Raw genomic sequence first — 16,295 nt, 5'->3', positions numbered from 1 at the left:
GCTTGGAGCCTGCAACCCCTTCCCGCTGTGCAGGCTATGCCGAGGTTTCGCCGGCGGGCTGCGGCGAGCGCAGCGCGGCGCAGGCCAGCAGGCCCGCCTCGAACAGTAGCCACATCGGCACGGCCAGCAGGGTCTGGGAAAACACATCGGGCGGCGTCAGGATCATCCCGGCCACGAAGCACCCGACGATCACGTAAGGGCGACTGCGGCGCAGGCTGGAGACATCGGTCAGCCCCGCCCAGACCACGATGAAGGTGGCCACCGGGATTTCGAATGCCAGGCCGAACGCCAGAAACAGTGCCAGGATGAAGTCCAGGTACTGGCCGATGTCGGTCATCATCGCCACCCCGTCCGGTGTCACGCTGGCGAAGAACGCGAACATCAGTGGAAACACCAGGAAGAATGCGAACGCCATGCCGCCGTAGAACAGCAGGATGCTCGACACCAGCAGCGGCACGGCAATGCGTCTTTCCCGCCGGTACAGACCCGGGGCGATGAAGCCCCAGACCTGATGCAGCAGCAGCGGCATGCTGATGAACACGGCGCACACCGCGGTCAGTTTGAACGGCGTGAGAAAGGGTGATGTGACGCTGGTGGCGATCATGCTCGCGCCTTCGGGCAGGTAGCGCCGCAGGGGTTCGGAAACCAGGGTGTAGAGCGTCTGGGCGAAGGGGAACAGCGCGGCGAACGCCAGCGCCAGGGCCAGCAGCATGCGCAGCAGGCGCCGGCGCAGATCGCGCAGGTGCTCGGTCAGCGGCAGGGCCCTGTGTTCGGGCAGTACCAGGCTCATGGCGTGGGCTCCTTGGCCGGGGCCTCGGTCAGGCGCACGCCTTCACGGATCTCCTGTTCGAGCGCGCGCAGCGGCGCGCTGTCCAGTGCCGGCAGGTCGATCTCCCGCTCGACCTGGGCGCGCAACTGGTTCATCGCCCGGCGCGCCTGGCCCAGACCGCGACCGACGCTACGCAGCGCCACCGGCAATCGCTCGGGACCGAGTACCAGCAGCGCGACGATGCCCACCAGCAGCAGCTCGCTGAAGCCGACCTCGAACATCAGCCCTGGCGTTCCGTCGACTGTTGCGCCTGAACCTGGGTGTCGGCTGCAGCTTTGCTGTCGCTCTCGCCGCCCATCGACTTGCGAAAGCCCTGGATGGCCTCGCCGACATCGCTGCCCAGGCCTTTGAGGCGCTTGGTGCCGAACAGCAGGAAGACGATCAACAGCACGATCACCAGTTGCCAGATGCCAATACCACCCATGTGCGAAAACTCCGTCAGGTCGCGAAAAGAGCGCCAATCCTGCCTGGCTCAGATGACGCTCAGGTGACGGCTGCCATCTCTCTGCAACACCCGCCCTGTTGACTGTCGCCTTCGATGAACGACGAGGCGCCCTGTGAACAGTGCCGAACGACAACGGGGCGTGGCCCTGCTGATGGTGATGCTGGCATTGGGCATGCTGGCGGCGGGTCTGGCCTGGCTGGTGGAGGAGGGACGGCGCCAGGTGGACGAAACCCGCTTGCTGCGCCAGCGCGTGCAGATCCGCGCCATGGAACAGGCGGGCCTGGCCTATGCCAGCCAGGCCTTGCGCGATCCAGCCTGGCGCGCCAGTCCGCTGTTCTGGCAGGCCCTGCGCGGTCAGGCACTGAGCTATGACTTCGGTGCAGGCACGGCGCGCTTGCAGGTGCGCGACCAGCACAGTTGCTTCAATGTCAACGCGCTGCTCGGCGAGGATGCCGAGCGCGCCGAACGGCAACTGCGGCGCCTGCTCGGTGACGACCTGGCCGCCGAGCGGCTGGTCGATGCCTTGGCCGACTGGCTGGACCCCGACAGCGACAGCCGCCTGCACGGCGCCGAGAGTGCGCAGTACCTGCGTCAGCGCCCGCCGCGCCTGGCCGCCAACCAGCCCATGCTCGATACCAGTGAGCTCAACCTGCTGCTCGAACCCGATGCGCTGCGCCAGGCGCGCTACCCGATGCTCTGCGCGCTGCCGCTGACCAGCGCTTGGCGGCTGAATGCCAACGCCCTCGACCTGCAACACCTGCCCTTGCTCGAAGCACTCTACGAAGGCCGCTTTTCACGCGCGCTGCTGAGCCGGATCGTCAGCAATCGTCCGCCTTCTGGGTATGTCGATGCTTCGGCGCTGCGTCAGGCGCTGGGGGCGGTGGACGACGAGACCTTCACCCGGCTCAGCGAAGGGTTGCTGCTCAACAGCGGGCATTTCCTGTTGCAGTTGTCCTTCGAGGAAGCGGGGCAGGTGGTGCGCAGCCAGTTCCAGGTGGAGGCGCTCGGCGTGGTGCAATGGCATGCCCGGGTGCCGGCGCAGCAGGTACGGGTCAGGGCGCGCGAGCCCCTGCCCTGAGTGAGTCGGCCCGGCCTCATGCCAACCGGCGTTCGGCCAGCGCGGCTTGCGTCGACCCACGGCGATACAGCAGCAGGTAATAGCAGCCCAGGCCGATCAGCCAGCAGAACACCGCCGTCCAGACGTTATGCGAGAGGAAATGCGCGCCCTGCATCATCCTGCCCAGTGACAGCACGATGCCCAGGCCTGCGGCCAGGCCGAATGCGGCGCGGGCCAGGCGTGGCTTGCGGTCGCGCAGCACGAAGAACAGGGCGAACAGGCTGAAACCGGTGGTGGCATGCCCGCCCGGCCAGCACAGGCCTGGCTTGTCGGTGGCCGGACGGGTTTCGAGCAGCTTGCTGTAGGTTTCCTTGCCGCCGAATTCGGTGAGGCTCCATGGGCATTGCACGCCCGTCAATTGCTTGAGCGGGGTGACCATGCCGGTGGAGATGGCCAGCGCCAGCACCAGGCAACCCAACTCGCGGCGCCAACTGGAAAGGCCCGACCAGAGGAAGCTGAGGATCAACGCACCGACCGAGAGCAGTCCTACGCCGATCACTGCCTGCTTGACCCAGTCGTGCAGCACGGTCTCCAGGAAGTAGCTGCGCCGCCCGATGAATTGACCGGCCGAGGGATCGAACATCAGCTTGGCCAGGTCCATGTCCAGGGAGGTGAGTTCGAGCAACAGCAGCGCCACCGCGACCGCCAGCGGAACACCCAGGTACAGCCAGAGATTGATCGGACGGGGACGGGTGGGGTGCATGGCGGCTCCTGAGGCACGGGCTTAAGGCAAAAGATCGGGCATTCTCGGGCTGTCGCTATGCTGGGTGCGTGAAGCTTGCGTGAAAAAAACGTCAGTTGCCTTGAATGTTCGTCAAGGCTGGCGATGCCTGGCCATTGGCCGTAAGCTGCGCCTGCCGCGCACAGCGAAGCGCCGCACAGGAGACCCCGATGCGCATTCTACTGGTTGAAGACAACCGCGATATCCTCGCCAACCTGGCCGACTACCTGGGCATGAAAGGCTACACCGTCGACTGCGCCCAGGACGGCCTGTCGGGCCTGCACCTGGCCGCCACCGAACACTACGACCTGATCGTGCTCGACATCATGCTGCCGGGCATCGATGGCTATACCCTGTGCAAGCGCCTGCGCGAAGACGCCCGCCGCGACACCCCGGTGATCATGCTCACCGCCCGCGACCAGTTGGACGACCGCCTGCAGGGCTTCCGTTCCGGGGCCGACGATTACCTGCTCAAACCGTTCGCCCTGTCCGAGCTGTCGGCGCGCATCGAAGCGGTGCTGCGTCGCGCCCAGGGCGGCGGGCGGCGCACCTTGCAAGTGGCCGACCTGAGCTACGACCTGGACACTCTGGAGGTAACCCGGCAGGGCAAGCTGCTCAAACTCAACCCCGTGGGCCTGAAACTGCTGGCGGTGCTCATGCAGAAAAGCCCGCACGTGCTGCGCCGCGAGGTGCTCGAAGAGGCCCTGTGGGGCGATGACTGCCCCGACAGCGACAGCCTGCGCAGCCATGTGCACCAGTTGCGCCAAGTGATCGACAAACCGTTCGAAAAGCCCCTGCTGCATACCGTCCATGGCGTCGGCTATCGCCTCGCCGAGGGTCGCGATGGAGTTTAAGCAAAGCCTTGCCCAGCGCATCATCATCGCCTTCGCGTTGATGAGCGCGCTGGTCGCCGGGGCGTTCGCCTTCGGCATCGTCGCCACCGTCCACCTGGTCGAAGAGCGCCTTATTTCCTCGGTGCTCGGTGGCGATCTGCAGCGCCTGCTGCGCATGGACAGTGTCAGCGACTGGAGCCATCGCCCGCGTCCGGACCAGTTGTTCTACTTCGACGGCGGGCGCGACGATTTCGAGTTGCCCAAGGACCTGCGCCATCTGGAAGCCGGCTTCCATGAGGTGTTCCGCGACCAACTGTCCTACCACGCCATGGTCGAGGTGGTGGACGGCCGCCACTACGTCCTGCTGCAGGACCAGAGTGACTTCGAGGAGCGCGAACGGGTGCTGTTCGCCGTGGTGACCGTGGGCTTCGTGCTCAGCCTGGCGCTGGCGGCCTTCCTCGGCTGGCTGCTGGCGCGCCGGGTGATGGCGCCGGTGATCCGCCTGGCTCGCCAGGTGCGTCATCGCGATCAACTGCTCGGCCTGGCACCGCCGCTGGCACCGGACTACGCGGCCGATGAAGTCGGCCAATTGGCCGTGGCCTTCGACGACACCCTGGGTCGGCTGCGCGATGCGTTGACCCGCGAGCGCCTGTTCACCAGCGACGTCAGCCATGAGTTGCGCACCCCGCTGATGGTGCTGGCCACCTCGTGCGAGTTGCTGATGGAAAATCCAGGGTTGGACAGCCGGTCACGCAGCCAGGTGGAGCGCATCGCGCGGGCCACCGAGGAAATGCGCGAGCTGGTCAAGACCTTCCTGATGTTGGCGCGTGCCCAGCGCGACGAAGGGGCGGTGGCCTCGCGGGCGAGCCTGCGCGAGGTGGGCGACGACCTGATCGGTGTCTGGCGCGACACCATCGAGCAGAAAGGCCTGACGCTGTACTACGACGGTCGGGTCAGCGCCAGTGCCACCCTGTACAACGCCACCTTCCTGCAATCGGTGATGGGCAACCTGCTGCGCAATGCGGCGCACTACACCGACAGCGGCTATATCCGCCTGAGCCTGGAAGCCAGTGGCTTCAGCGTCGAGGACAGCGGTGTGGGCATTCCGGAGGAACAGCGCGAGGCCATGTTCAAGCCCTTCGTACGCGGCGACGAGCGGCGTGGCGAAGGGCTCGGCCTGGGCCTTTCGCTGGTACAGCGGATCTGCGATGACCAGGGCTGGCGGGTGACCCTCACCGCGACCTCGCCCCACGGCTGTCGCTTTCAGGTCGATCTCAGCCAGGGCAGCCCGGTGCTCCAAGAGCAAGAGCCGGCCCAGTAGCAGCGCGGGGCTGTTCAAGCCCCGCTGATCTCATACCCTCTTCGACATATCTCGTAAGACCTATCTCCTTGGTGTGACAGATTTTTCACACGGTCATGACCTGATGCCGACGCTTGCCCGCCTAAGGTGGCCGGCATCGATTCAGGAGACCGTCCATGCGTAGCCCTATCAAACTCGCGTTTTCCGAAAAGTACGATCAGCAACACGCGCGGGAGTACTTGCTCAAGCACCAGGAAGGGCTGGCCCGGCGGCTGTCCCACGCGCGCGACGAGCAACTCGCCCGGCGCGCCCTGACGCTGGCCGGTGAACCGGGTCTGGTGCTCGATTTGCCGTGCGGTGCCGGCCGCTTCTGGCCGTTGCTGGCAGAAAAGCCCAACCGCGTGATCATTGGCGCCGACAACTCGGCGGCGATGATCGAGACAGCCTGTGCCGCGCAATCGCCAGAGGTAGTGGCGCGGGTACGACCTTTGCAGACTTCCGCCTTTGCCATCGATTTGCCTGATAACGCGGTTGACAGCATCTTCTGTATGCGTCTGCTGCACCACATCGGCGATCCCGCTCACCGCAAGCAGATTCTTTCTGAATTTCAGCGGGTTAGTCGCGACAGCGTGATACTTTCGCTGTGGGTGGATGGCAACTTCAAAGCCTGGCGCCGGCAGAAGCTCGAGGCACGCCGCCGCGCCAAGGTGGAGCAGGACAGTTACCAGAATCGCTTTGTGTTACCTGCTGCTACGGTTGAGCAGGAATTTGTTTCGGCGGGCTTCAGGATTCAGGAACGACTGGACTTCCTCCCGTTCTATGCCATGTGGCGAGTTTATGTATTACGCAAGGGGTAACGGCTTCATGGCAACAGTTCGGGATCAGACGTCGCGGTTCGACTATTACTGGCAGCAGCAGGGCGAGTGGGTCGAAGCGCCGAACCAGCGCCGCGGTGGCGAAAGCGGCGTTCAGCGTCTGGACGATGGTAGCGGTCACCTGCTCTACGCCAAGCGTCAGGTAGGCCATATCTATCGCAGCCTGTTGCACCCGTTTGGCCGTCCGACGGTGTTGCGCGAGCTGGATGCGCTCACCAGTTTCGAACAACTGGGGGTACGTGTTCCGCGCATCGTGTTCGCCGGTGCCGAGCGCGACGCCGACCAGCAATGGCGTGCGCTGTTGGTCAGCGAGGCGCTGGACGGGTTCGTCGACCTGGATACGTGGCATGCCGAGGGCGCCCGTGAGCGTTACCCGCAGGTGCTGCACGAGCGCATGCTCGAAGAACTGGCGGCCAATCTGGCGCGCATGCACCTGGGGCATTGGCAACACGGCTGCCTGTACGGCAAGCATGTTTTTGTAAAGGTGATCGGCGAGGATGATCAGATGCGCGCTGAAGTGGCGTTGCTGGATCTGGAAAAATGCCGCCGACGCATCAGTTGTCAGCGTGCTGCCTACAACGACTTGCGCCAGCTTCGGCGCCATTCGTCGCTGAACACGGCAGAATTTGAAACTCTGCTCTACTTTTATCAGAGTGCGTTTGGCAGCGCTGTCAAAGGGTTAGGGTAATGAAACTAGAAATAGCTCGAGCTTTGTTCCTGGTCGGGGCGTTGGGTGTGACCACCGTCGCTGCTGCCTCTTGGGGCGAAGCGCGGCCCACGGTGTTCAGCAAGAGCGATGCTGCCGGCCAGTGCGCGTTGCCGCGTGTGGCCAAGGCGGAGCAGCGGCAGGCGAAACCGGATAATGATCTATTGCTGTTTCTGTTCGGCATGCGCCAAGGCTTGAGGCCGTTTGGCTGACGCCTGGATTTTCCAGCACTTCAGGGCCGCTTCGCGGCCCTTTGCGTTTTTGCCGAAAACATGCTGTCTCAGCAACGTGGCCCGGGCAGGCCTGGATCATCCCACCAGATGCAGGTGGTTATCCCACAATCCTGAAGGCAGGTTCAGCGGCTGACCCACCAGCTCGCGCTGTCGGCAGTCGTAGAACCGGCAACGCCCTTGCCCGGAGGTCACCACAAAACCGTCTGCGACAGCGCCAACGCCGGCACAGTCAGGCATCGGCGCATCGAGTTTCACCGCGCCGCTGTCCATGTCCCAGATGAACAGTCGATTGGCCCGCGGCGCGGTCAGCGCTACCAGGCGAAGGTCGCTGTGCACCGCGACGCTGGCGGTGTACTGGGCCATCGACTGCAACTGCCGATCCGCTACCGGAAACGCTTGGAACGGCTGACCGGGGCGCTTGATCGCCAGTAGCTCGGCGGTCTCCTCGGCACCGCCCATGAACTGCTGGCAGGCCAGGATGGTGCCGTCGGTGCCCACCGCCAAATGGCGCACGCTGTTCATCTGCTGGTTCAGGGTTTCCTTGCTCAGCAGCGTGCCGTCGCGTTGCATCAGCACCAGGCTCGGTTCCATGGCATCGAGGTTCATTTCCACCCGGCTTTCGGCCTCGGTGCGAATGCCGCCGTTGGCCACCACCAAGGTTTCGCCGTCGGGCATCCAGGCCACCTCGTGAGGGCCAATACCGTGGGTGGACAGTTCACCCGTGTACACCAGACGCTCGCCCTCGAACCGGTACACCCCCAGCACGCCACGTCCAGGATCGCGGGTGTCATTCTCGGTGGTGTACAGCCATTGGCCGTCCTTGTGGATGACCGCGTGGCCATAGAAATGCCGGTTCGGCTGCGAGGCGAGGGTTTGCAGCAGGCGTCCGTCGCGCAGGTCGATCAGGTAGCTCTCGGTGCCGGGACGGCGGGCCACGAACAGCGCGATCGGCTGTTCGGGGTGATGGATGATGGCATGGCAACGCTGGGCCACTTGGGTGGCGAACACTTGAGTGCCGTCGAGGCGATAGGCCACGGCATAGTGGCCGCCCTCGGTGTCGTCGCGCGCCGACAGCAACAGCGGCTCGCTGCCCTTGTTGCGCATCAGCGTCCAGCCGCCGAGCGTCAGGGCGCTGAGCAGTACGCTACCGAGTTTGAGGGCCTGGCGTCGCAGCATGATCAGTCACCGTCGTTGGCATTGAAGCCCAGCTGAATGTTCAACGCCTTGGCCAATTCGCCTTCGTGCAGGCGGTGGACAACGTTGAGGCTGTCGTAGATCTGGTTGAGGGTTTGCTTGCCGGTATCGTCCGCGAGCAGTTCGCCCAGGGTCTTTTGATTGTCGGCCAGCAGCTTGGCTGAAGTGGCGTAGGCATCGTCGATCTTTTGTGCCAGCGCGCTCTGGTCCTTGCCCAGCAGTCCGCGCAGGCCCTTGTTGTCGACGCCGGTCCAGACCGTTTCAGCCGCCTTGAGCGATGCTTCCAAGCTCTTGAGCGAGGAATGGCTGCGCCAGGCCTCGGCTTGCAGTGGCTGGACGATACCTTTGCTCTGGCGACCCATGGGGGCACCGAGTTTCTTCTTCAGCGTGTCCAGTGCGGTGACCTGGGCCCGCAGCAAATCGGCGATGGCCTCGTGGGAATCGGCGTAGCGCTGGTTGGGGAACTTGGTCATCTGCGAGAGCATGCCGTCGGTGCTGTTCCAGCTCTTGAGGATCTCCTCGGCCAGGGCTTTCTGGTGCTCGGCGATGGCCACCAGCAGCGGGCAGTAGCGCGCCTTCTGCTCGGCGCTGGCGATGTCCGGCTTGCTGTCGAAGAGAATGTACTCGTAGGCCGACAGGCCACGCACCACCACGCTGGCCTTGCTCAGCGCCTGGGCATCGACCGGCGTGTCGCCAGCCACCAGTTGCTCGACCTGGCGACCGACCAGGTTCTTCTTGTCTGGCCAGAATTGCACTTGCCAGGCGCGGTTGCCTTCGGCCAGCGGTCCGACCAGCAGCGGCTGCAGTTCAGCCCAGGCTTTCTGCGCGTTGAGGAAGTCGGCGCGGGCGCTGTCCAGGCTCTCTTTGCCTTCGCAGTAGGCCAGCGCGCTGGCGGCCAGCTGACGGTCGGCTTCGACCCAGCGGCTGTAGGTGGGCAGGATCACCTGCTGGGCGATGGCGGCCGAGGTGACGGCTTGCGGATCCTGCGGCGAGCAGGCGCCCAGGGCGATGGCGGCGAGGCTGGTGAACAACAGTTTGGGTCGGAACATGCCCGGCTCCTTGCGCGATTACAGTGAGTTCAGGAACGCCAGCAGCGCGGCGCGCTGCTCGGCATCGAAGGTCAGTACGTGACGGCGTGCGGCCTCGGCTTCGCCCCCGTGCCAGAGCACGGCTTCGAGCAGGTTGCGCGCGCGGCCATCATGCAGGAACTGGGTGTGGCCGCTGACGGTTTCGCTCAGGCCGATGCCCCACAGCGGCGGGGTGCGCCAGTCCTGACCACCGGCAGCGAACTCGCTGCGGTTGTCGGCCAGGCCCGGCCCCATGTCGTGCAGCAGCAGGTCGCTGTAGGGGCGAATCAGCTGATTGGCCAACTCCGGCTCGCTGTTGCTGCCGGTGGTGAATTGCGGGGTGTGGCAGCCTTGGCAGCCCGCTTGGAAGAACAAGGTCTTGCCGGTCAGGACCTGGGGTGCATCGACCTTGCGCCGCGCGGGCACGGCGAGGTTGCGGGTGTAGAAGGTGAGCAGCCGCAGGATGTTGTCGCTGACTTCCTTCTCGCCGTTCAGGCCGTCACCGTTGGGCGCGGCCAGGCACTCGACCTGCGCTGCTGTGCAGTCGTCCTCGGGCTTGAGGGTGCTGGTCAGGCCCATGTCGCCGGCCAAGGCGTGCACGTTCTGCTGGTTGACGTTCGGTTGCCCGGCCTTCCAGCCGAAGCGGCCGACCACGGTCTTGCCCTGGGCGTCGTCCCAGACCCGATTGGCGCGGCCACGAATGCCGTCGCCGTTGCGGTCCTGCGGGTCTTCGTTGGCCAGGATCGCGGCTTCGGGAATGGCTTCGAGCAGGCCGAGGCCTATCATCGGTGGCGCGATGCGCGCGGAGAAACGGGTGTCGGGGTGCATCGGGCCGTACCCGAGCTGGGTGATCTGCAGGCGCGGGCGGCGCAATTCGACCTGGTAGCCATCCTCGAAAGTGACCGGCTCGACGCTGTAGTCCACCCGCACCTTGGCCTCGGGGCGCACGCCGGGAATGGCCATGTCCTGCAATTGAGTGCCGTAGACCGGCTCGGGCACCACGCCCAGGCGCTGGATTTCCTTGACGTAGGCGGGTTGGTCAGGAATCGACACGCGCACCAGCATCGACACGGCATTGTTCGAATCGGCCTCGGGCGGGTGCCCGCGACCGTCGCGCACATGGCAGTTCTGGCAGGCGTTGGTGTTGAACAGCGGGCCCAGGCCGTCGCGTGCGGTGGTGGTGGACGGCGCGATGACCCAGGGATTACGGAAGAAGCTGTTGCCGACGCTGAAATCCAGGCGCCGCTCGGGCGTGAGATTGGCCGATGGCATGGAATAGGCATTGCGGTCGCTGCGCAGCACCGTCGCCTGGCCGCCGGACAGGGCTTCGCCGGGCTCGGCCTGGGTGAAGCGCGGGGCGTCGTCACAGGCGGCCAGGACGCTAGCCAGCAGCAAGAGGGGCAGTCGGGACAGCGGCGAGGACATCGACAATCCTGAGCATGAGCGAAAAACCGGCGGCAAGCTTAGCAAAACGGGGATGTTTGAATAAGAGCAATTTGCAACTACCGGGTGAAAAGCCTGTTGCCAGTGCACAGGACCAGGATCGCCCGCCACGCCTGCTCCATGAAAAAGGGCGACCCGAAGGCCGCCCTTTTTAGTCACCTTGCCCGAATCAGAACTCGTGGTCTGCGGTATCCGGGTTCAGGTTGTCGATGCCCAGCTTGCCGGCGGCCTGCTCGATGGCGCCGGTCTGCTTGACCAGGGCGGCGATGGCGTCGCGCACGATCTGATTGCCGGCGGCATTGTCGGCAGCGATCAGTTGGTCGTAGTGCTCGCCCTTGAGCGCGTGGTCGACGATCACCTGGATCTTCGCCTCGGTGTCCTGCAGGTCGGCCTTGAGCGTAGCGTCGGTGGCCGGGTCGATCTTGGCCACCAGCGACGACAGGCTCGGGCCGCTGACCTTGGAGCCGTCGGGACGGGTGTACTCGCCCAGATAGACGTTGCGGATGCCCTTGGCGTCGTAGAAGTGCGACCAGTGGGTGTTGTCGCTGAAGCAGTCGTGCTCGTCTTCAGGCGAGTTGGCTTCCAGCGAGACTTTCATGCGCTCGCCCGCCAGTTCGCCCAGCGACAGGCTGCCCATGCCGAACAGCATCTTGCGCAGGCCGTCCTTGACCGGCTCGGCTTCCAGCGAGGCGCGGTAGTTGTCGGCGACGTTCGGTGCCCAGTTGTCGACCATCTCCTGCAGGTCGCTGACCAGCAGATCGGTCACCGCCTTGAGGTAGGCGCGGCGACGGTCGTTGTGACCACCGGTGGCGCCTGGACCTTCCAGGTAGTCCGACGCTGGACGGTTGCCGGCGCCAGGGCCGGTGCCGTTGAGGTCCTGGCCCCAGAGCAGGAATTCGATGGCGTGGTAGCCGGTGGCGACGTTGGCCTCCGAACCGCCGAGCTCGTTCAGGCTGGCGAGCTTCTCGGGGGTGATGTCCTTGACGTCGATCTTGTCTTCGCCCACCTGGATTTCCGGGTTGGCGATGATGTTGGCGTTGGCTGCCGGGTTGCCCAGGGCGTGCTCGTAGCTCTTGTCGACGTAGTCGATCAAGCCTTCGTCCAGCGGCCAGGCGTTCACCTGACCTTCCCAGTCGTCGATGATGGTGTTGCCGAAGCGGAAGGCCTCGCTTTGCAGGTACGGAACGCGCGAATCGACCCAGGCCTGCTTGGCGGCCTTGAGGGTGTCGTCGTTGGGTTGGGCGAGGAATGCGTCGATGGCGGTTTGCAGGTGCTTGGCGGTGCTCAGCGAGTCGCTGTAGACCGCGTGGACCATGTCGGCATACTGCTTGACCACGGCCTTGGCCGCTGCCTCGTCGACCGCTGCCGGCGCGCTGGCAGCGGTGCTGGCAGCCGGTGCCTGGGCTTGCGGGGCGGCAGCCTTGTCGTCCTTGCCTTCGCCGCAACCGGCGAGAGCGATGGCGATGGCCAGCAGACTGGCGGAGGCCAGAGGCATTCGAATCATTGTGAGTATCCCTGCGTCGTGTGGTTGGACCATGTGGTGCGGCCGGTGCGTGATGGCACGCTGAACCGGCACATGATGCGAAAGATTTGCATTTGATGTAAAGCGTCAGTCGCGCTTTTCGCGAAAATGGCGTTGCCGCGACCTTCGAGGTCGCTGCCGATCAGAGCACCGACACCTGGTTGCGCTGGGCCTGCTTGAGGAAGGCCGTGAGTTCACGCGCCGGCAGCGGCTTGCTGTAGTGGTAGCCCTGACCTTCGTGACAGCCTTGGGCGATGATGTAGGTTTCCTGCTCGGCGGTTTCCACGCCTTCGGCGATGACCTGCATGCCCAGGCTCTTGCCCAGTTGGATGATGGCGCGAACGATGGTGGCGTCGTCATCGTCGTCGAGCAAATCCTGGACGAAACTCTTGTCGATCTTGATCTTGTCCAGCGGCAGCGACTTCAGGTAACTGAGCGAGGAATAACCGGTGCCGAAGTCGTCGATGGCGATCAGCGCGCCGGAGCGGCGCAGACTGAGCAGGTGCTGGGCGGCGGTGCTGATGTCTTCCATCAGGCCGGTTTCGGTGACCTCCAATTCCAGGCTGCGCGGCGGCAAGCGATAGGCCTGCAACAGGTTGTTGACCACCCGTGGCAGCTCGGCGTGGTGCAATTGCACGGTGGACAGGTTGACGGCCATGCGCAGGTCACTGAAGCCCAGGTCGTGCCATTCGCGCAGTTGACGGCAGGCCTGGTCGAGCACCCATTCGCCAATGCTGATGATGTTGCCGTTCTGCTCGGCCAGGGGAATGAACTGGTCCGGCGGCACCATGCCCAGCTCTGGATGCTGCCAGCGCAGTAGCGCCTCGACGCCCACCACGCGGTTGTCGCGGTAGCTGATCTGCGGCTGGTACACCAGGTACAGCTGGTTACGCGGCAGCGCCTCGCGCAGGTCCTTTTCCAACTCGCGGCGGCGGCGCATTTCGCTGTCGACGCTGGCGCTGTAGAACTGGTAGCGGTTGCGCGAGCGGGCCTTGGCCAAGGTCATGGTCTGCTCGGCTTTTTGCAGCAGCTTTTCGGTGCTGTCGCCATCTTCGGGGAACAGGGTGATGCCGATGGTGGCGCGCAGGCGGATTTCCTGGTGGTCGAGGGCGAACGGGGTGTCCAGGTCGTCGAGAATGCTCTGCGCCAGTTCCGCCGCTTCGTAGGGCTGTTCGATATTGGCCTGGACCAGGGCGAACTGGTCGCCGCCCAGGCGCGCCAGGGCACCGAGCCGACCGCTGTGGGCACGCAGGCGGTCGGCCAGGGCCAGCAGCAATTGGTCGCCCACTTGGTAGCTGAATTGCTCGTTGATGCCTTTGAAGTCGTCCAGTCCCACGCACAGCACCGCCACCCGGTGCTGCAGACGTCCGGCATCGGCCAGGATCTTGTCCAACTGCTGCTGCAGTTGCTGACGATTGGCCAGGCCGGTGAGGAAGTCGTACTGAGCCATGCGCTGCAGGCTGGTCTCGGCTTCGTGGCGCAGGTGGGTGTTGCGCTCGATGGAGGCCAGCAGTTGGTTGGCCGTGTCGACCCACAGCCCCAGTTCGTTGCGTTCATGGCCCTTGAGCTGGGGAATCTGGTGCTGACTGGGTCGATCCGGATTGATCTGGGTTAGGTGCTCGATGATCCTCGACAGCGGTTTGGTCAACAGCCAGTGGTAGACCAGATAAAGCACCAGGCCCATGGCCAGGGCGCGCAGCACGCCGGAGATGAAAATGATCACCGCATTGACCAGGAAGCCCTCGCCATAGCTGGCGGTGTCGAGGGTGATGCTGAGGTCGCCGTAGTACTCGCTGTAGGGGCCACGACCGACCAGTTGCGTGGTGTAGGTGCGTTCCTGGCCGAGGATCAGGTCGGTCAGCCAGCGCAGTGGCATGTCCTGCAGCGGGCGGGATTTCTGCGCGAGCATGGTCTCGTTGGGGTGGCCGATGGAGGCCATGCGCACCGACTGGTCCTGGAACAGACCTTCCATGACCTGCATGCCCATCTCTCGGTCGAGACTGTAGACCGCCTGGGTGGACGGATCGCGGAACATGTCGAGGATGCGCTGGGCGTCGTTGTCGACGGCCTGGCGGGTCTTGTAGGTGTCATAGACGATCTGCGCGCAACTGAGCACCACGCCCACCGCGAGCGCCGCCAGCAGCACGACCCTGAGCAACTTGACGGACAAGCTGTTCCGAAATTCCAGCTTCAAAGGGGGTTCCTTAATCCATGCGCATGCCATTATTTTGCCATCAACCCTGGCAATACACTATCGACCGATTGCCGCGGCAGGCGAGGAGCCCGTCGCTGGATGCACCCTGATGATTGTATCGGTTAAGCGACCCGGGGACTTGAATGTCCTGCGTCAACTTTCCAGATGGTTGATGTTAGCGCGCTATGGGCGCGGGGCAAGAGCGTGAGGGGCGGATAATGCCTCCCTCCGTGCAGTACGGCTGCAAGGGCGCACACCCGAAAACGAAAAACCCGGCAAATGCCGGGTTTTCGTGGAGCTGGAGCTGATCAGGCCTTGAAGGTCTTGCCTTCGAACTGCTCGGCCACGAAGGCCCAGTTGACCAGGTTCCAGAACGCCTCGACGTACTTCGGACGCAGGTTGCGGTAGTCGATGTAGTAGGCGTGTTCCCAGACGTCGCAGGTCAGCAGCGGGGTGTCGCCGCTGGTCAGCGGGTTGCCGGCACCGATGGTGCTGGCCAGGGCCAGGGAGCCGTCAGCCTTCTTCACCAGCCAGCCCCAGCCGGAGCCGAAGGTGCCGACCGACGTCTTGGTGAACTCTTCCTTGAACTTGTCGAAGGAACCGAAGGCAGCGTTGATGGCATCGGCCAGGGCGCCAGTCGGCTGGCCGCCGGCGTTGGGCGCCAGGCAGTTCCAGTAGAAGGTGTGGTTCCAGACCTGCGCGGCGTTGTTGAAGATGCCGCCCGACGACGTCTTGACGATGTCTTCCAGCGACTTGCCTTCGAATTCGGTACCTGGGACCAGGTTGTTCAGGTTCACGACGTAGGTGTTGTGGTGCTTGTCGTGGTGATACTCCAGGGTTTCCTTGGAGATGTGCGGCTGCAGGGCATCGTGGGCGTAGGGCAGCGGCGGCAATTCAAAAGCCATGGTGGATCTCCTGATTCAGGTCTAGTTCGCGGTTTGCGCAGGGCCGATCACGGGCGGCCCTTTGTACGTCGGCGAGTCTTTACTCTTTGCGACGTAAGCGTTCGATCATAGCACCGGCCCCCGCGCATAACCACGCAACAACTATAGGGATTAAGGGTTCCGGCGCGAGGGTGGCGACAGCGACAGGAGGCCGCGTGGCGATCAGCCGAGAATCAACTGCGCTGCCACCGCGAACATCATCACCGCGACCATCAGGTCCAACAGTCGCCAGGTCGTTGGGCGCGCCAGCCAGGGCGCGAGCCAGGCGGCGCCCAGCGCGAGGGTGAAGAACCACACCAGCGAAGCGCTCGCAGCCCCTGCCACATAGGCGCCGGGGACGCTCTGCTGGGCGCCCAGCGAGCCGATCAGCAGCACGGTGTCGAGGTACACATGGGGGTTGAGCAGGGTCACCGCCAGGGCGCTGAGCAGTACCGCGCGCCGTGAGCGCAGGCCCTGGCCCTCCTGCTGCGCCAGGCTCTGTTTCGAGCAGGCGCGCTGCAGCGCCTTGGCGCCGTACCCGATCAGGAACAGCGCGCCGCCCCAACGCGCCGCCGCCAGCAACATCGGGTTGTGGGCCAGCACGGTGGCCAGCCCGAACACACCCGCGGCCACCAGCAGCGCGTCGCAGGCCACACACAGCAGCGCCACGGGCACATGGTGTTCGCGGCGCAGACTCTGGGCCAGGACGAACGCGTTCTGCGTACCGATGGCCATGATCAGGCCGAAGGCCACCAACATGCCGTTCATATAACTTTGCCACATGGCCATAGACTCCAAGAGCGCCACTGCACGGTGCGACGCGGGTTACATGAGAAGAGGCTGGCCATTGTGCGGAGCGCAGAGGTATAAGAAAAACAAATAAAGCTGATTAG

Annotated in this window: 17 protein-coding genes; 6 read left to right on the top strand and 11 right to left on the bottom strand. The window is 64.5% G+C overall.

What is annotated here, in order from left to right; translation table 11 throughout:
* Positions 1-34: 34 nt before the first annotated feature.
* From tatC to tatA, 3 genes are read right to left on the bottom strand one after another with little or no spacing between them, the layout of a single operon-like run.
* Entirely contained in the window at positions 35-790 is a 756-nt protein-coding gene (tatC, locus tag Q7C30_RS12180) for a twin-arginine translocase subunit TatC (protein WP_317871635.1), read from the bottom strand.
* Positions 787-1,050 (bottom strand): Sec-independent protein translocase protein TatB, encoded by a 264-nt coding sequence (gene tatB / locus Q7C30_RS12175; protein WP_039579763.1) that lies wholly within the window; start codon positions 1,048-1,050, stop codon positions 787-789. Before tatB ends, tatC begins: the two co-directional genes overlap by 4 nt.
* Complete coding sequence (tatA, locus tag Q7C30_RS12170; RefSeq protein WP_029613804.1) at positions 1,050-1,253, bottom strand: twin-arginine translocase TatA/TatE family subunit; 204 nt, start codon at positions 1,251-1,253, stop codon at positions 1,050-1,052. Before tatA ends, tatB begins: the two co-directional genes overlap by 1 nt.
* A 133-nt stretch (positions 1,254-1,386) precedes the next feature.
* On the opposite strand from tatA, the gene gspK reads away from it, so the two are divergent.
* Positions 1,387-2,352 carry a type II secretion system minor pseudopilin GspK gene (gene gspK, locus Q7C30_RS12165; protein ID WP_317871634.1) on the top strand — a complete coding sequence of 322 codons (966 nt, stop codon included), beginning with the start codon at positions 1,387-1,389 and terminating at the stop codon, positions 2,350-2,352.
* Positions 2,353-2,368: 16 nt separating this feature from the next.
* Here the strand turns inward: gspK and Q7C30_RS12160 are convergent, their stop codons facing one another.
* Entirely contained in the window at positions 2,369-3,094 is a 726-nt protein-coding gene (locus Q7C30_RS12160) for a phosphatase PAP2 family protein (protein WP_039579757.1), read from the bottom strand.
* Between the two features lie 188 nt (positions 3,095-3,282).
* Between Q7C30_RS12160 and colR the strand changes: the two genes are divergently transcribed.
* The 5 genes from colR (at position 3,283) to Q7C30_RS12135 (ending at position 7,038) form a co-directional block, all read left to right on the top strand.
* Positions 3,283-3,966: a two-component system response regulator ColR gene (gene colR, locus Q7C30_RS12155; RefSeq protein ID WP_039579755.1), complete on the top strand. Its 684-nt coding sequence runs from the start codon at positions 3,283-3,285 to the stop codon at positions 3,964-3,966.
* On the top strand, positions 3,956-5,266 hold the full coding sequence (locus tag Q7C30_RS12150) for a HAMP domain-containing sensor histidine kinase (RefSeq protein ID WP_317871633.1): 1,311 nt from the start codon (positions 3,956-3,958) through the stop codon (positions 5,264-5,266). Before colR ends, Q7C30_RS12150 begins: the two co-directional genes overlap by 11 nt.
* A 155-nt stretch (positions 5,267-5,421) precedes the next feature.
* A complete protein-coding gene (locus tag Q7C30_RS12145; protein ID WP_295485540.1) occupies positions 5,422-6,102 on the top strand; it encodes a class I SAM-dependent methyltransferase in 681 nt (226 codons plus the stop codon).
* Positions 6,103-6,109: 7 nt separating this feature from the next.
* Complete coding sequence (locus tag Q7C30_RS12140; RefSeq protein WP_029613800.1) at positions 6,110-6,808, top strand: lipopolysaccharide kinase InaA family protein; 699 nt, start codon at positions 6,110-6,112, stop codon at positions 6,806-6,808.
* Positions 6,808-7,038: a hypothetical protein gene (locus Q7C30_RS12135; protein WP_317871632.1), complete on the top strand. Its 231-nt coding sequence runs from the start codon at positions 6,808-6,810 to the stop codon at positions 7,036-7,038. Before Q7C30_RS12140 ends, Q7C30_RS12135 begins: the two co-directional genes overlap by 1 nt.
* A 96-nt stretch (positions 7,039-7,134) precedes the next feature.
* Here the strand turns inward: Q7C30_RS12135 and Q7C30_RS12130 are convergent, their stop codons facing one another.
* The 7 genes from Q7C30_RS12130 to Q7C30_RS12100 all read right to left on the bottom strand — a co-directional run bounded on the left by Q7C30_RS12130 (position 7,135) and on the right by Q7C30_RS12100 (position 16,185).
* Positions 7,135-8,235 carry a DUF1513 domain-containing protein gene (locus Q7C30_RS12130; RefSeq protein WP_317871631.1) on the bottom strand — a complete coding sequence of 367 codons (1,101 nt, stop codon included), beginning with the start codon at positions 8,233-8,235 and terminating at the stop codon, positions 7,135-7,137.
* Between the two features lie 2 nt (positions 8,236-8,237).
* Positions 8,238-9,302, bottom strand: a complete 1,065-nt coding sequence (locus Q7C30_RS12125) for an imelysin family protein (protein ID WP_029613797.1) — start codon at positions 9,300-9,302, stop codon at positions 8,238-8,240.
* A gap of 18 nt (positions 9,303-9,320) precedes the next feature.
* Complete coding sequence (locus tag Q7C30_RS12120; protein ID WP_317871630.1) at positions 9,321-10,745, bottom strand: di-heme oxidoredictase family protein; 1,425 nt, start codon at positions 10,743-10,745, stop codon at positions 9,321-9,323.
* A gap of 187 nt (positions 10,746-10,932) precedes the next feature.
* Positions 10,933-12,267, bottom strand: a complete 1,335-nt coding sequence (locus Q7C30_RS12115) for an imelysin family protein (RefSeq protein ID WP_116888948.1) — start codon at positions 12,265-12,267, stop codon at positions 10,933-10,935.
* 160 nt (positions 12,268-12,427) lie between these two features.
* On the bottom strand, positions 12,428-14,479 hold the full coding sequence (locus Q7C30_RS12110; RefSeq protein WP_317871629.1) for an EAL domain-containing protein: 2,052 nt from the start codon (positions 14,477-14,479) through the stop codon (positions 12,428-12,430).
* A gap of 308 nt (positions 14,480-14,787) precedes the next feature.
* The gene (locus Q7C30_RS12105; RefSeq protein ID WP_029613794.1) at positions 14,788-15,384 is read right to left on the bottom strand and encodes a Fe-Mn family superoxide dismutase; all 597 of its coding nucleotides are present in this window, start codon (positions 15,382-15,384) and stop codon (positions 14,788-14,790) included.
* A 201-nt stretch (positions 15,385-15,585) separates the two neighbouring features.
* Positions 15,586-16,185, bottom strand: coding sequence for a LysE/ArgO family amino acid transporter (locus tag Q7C30_RS12100; protein ID WP_039579738.1), 600 nt, complete (start codon positions 16,183-16,185; stop codon positions 15,586-15,588).
* Positions 16,186-16,295 lie beyond the last annotated feature (110 nt).

It is taken from the genome of Pseudomonas sp. RAC1 (assembly GCF_030658255.1).
Lineage (GTDB): Bacteria > Pseudomonadota > Gammaproteobacteria > Pseudomonadales > Pseudomonadaceae > Aquipseudomonas > Aquipseudomonas boreofloridensis.
This window is presented reverse-complemented; position numbering and strand designations above follow the sequence as displayed.

What these genes read in the sequence shown, in the direction of transcription:
- tatC (WP_317871635.1), bottom strand. Translation starts at nt 790, where the DNA reads ATGAGCCTGGTACTGCCCGAACACAGGGCCCTGCCGCTGACCGAGCAC.
- tatB (WP_039579763.1), bottom strand. Translation starts at nt 1,050, where the DNA reads ATGTTCGAGGTCGGCTTCAGCGAGCTGCTGCTGGTGGGCATCGTCGCG.
- tatA (WP_029613804.1), bottom strand. Translation starts at nt 1,253, where the DNA reads ATGGGTGGTATTGGCATCTGGCAACTGGTGATCGTGCTGTTGATCGTC.
- Q7C30_RS12160 (WP_039579757.1), bottom strand. Translation starts at nt 3,094, where the DNA reads ATGCACCCCACCCGTCCCCGTCCGATCAATCTCTGGCTGTACCTGGGT.
- colR (WP_039579755.1), top strand. Translation starts at nt 3,283, where the DNA reads ATGCGCATTCTACTGGTTGAAGACAACCGCGATATCCTCGCCAACCTG.
- Q7C30_RS12150 (WP_317871633.1), top strand. Translation starts at nt 3,956, where the DNA reads ATGGAGTTTAAGCAAAGCCTTGCCCAGCGCATCATCATCGCCTTCGCG.
- Q7C30_RS12145 (WP_295485540.1), top strand. Translation starts at nt 5,422, where the DNA reads ATGCGTAGCCCTATCAAACTCGCGTTTTCCGAAAAGTACGATCAGCAA.
- Q7C30_RS12140 (WP_029613800.1), top strand. Translation starts at nt 6,110, where the DNA reads ATGGCAACAGTTCGGGATCAGACGTCGCGGTTCGACTATTACTGGCAG.
- Q7C30_RS12135 (WP_317871632.1), top strand. Translation starts at nt 6,808, where the DNA reads ATGAAACTAGAAATAGCTCGAGCTTTGTTCCTGGTCGGGGCGTTGGGT.
- Q7C30_RS12130 (WP_317871631.1), bottom strand. Translation starts at nt 8,235, where the DNA reads ATGCTGCGACGCCAGGCCCTCAAACTCGGTAGCGTACTGCTCAGCGCC.
- Q7C30_RS12125 (WP_029613797.1), bottom strand. Translation starts at nt 9,302, where the DNA reads ATGTTCCGACCCAAACTGTTGTTCACCAGCCTCGCCGCCATCGCCCTG.
- Q7C30_RS12120 (WP_317871630.1), bottom strand. Translation starts at nt 10,745, where the DNA reads ATGTCCTCGCCGCTGTCCCGACTGCCCCTCTTGCTGCTGGCTAGCGTC.
- Q7C30_RS12115 (WP_116888948.1), bottom strand. Translation starts at nt 12,267, where the DNA reads ATGATTCGAATGCCTCTGGCCTCCGCCAGTCTGCTGGCCATCGCCATC.
- Q7C30_RS12105 (WP_029613794.1), bottom strand. Translation starts at nt 15,384, where the DNA reads ATGGCTTTTGAATTGCCGCCGCTGCCCTACGCCCACGATGCCCTGCAG.
- Q7C30_RS12100 (WP_039579738.1), bottom strand. Translation starts at nt 16,185, where the DNA reads ATGTGGCAAAGTTATATGAACGGCATGTTGGTGGCCTTCGGCCTGATC.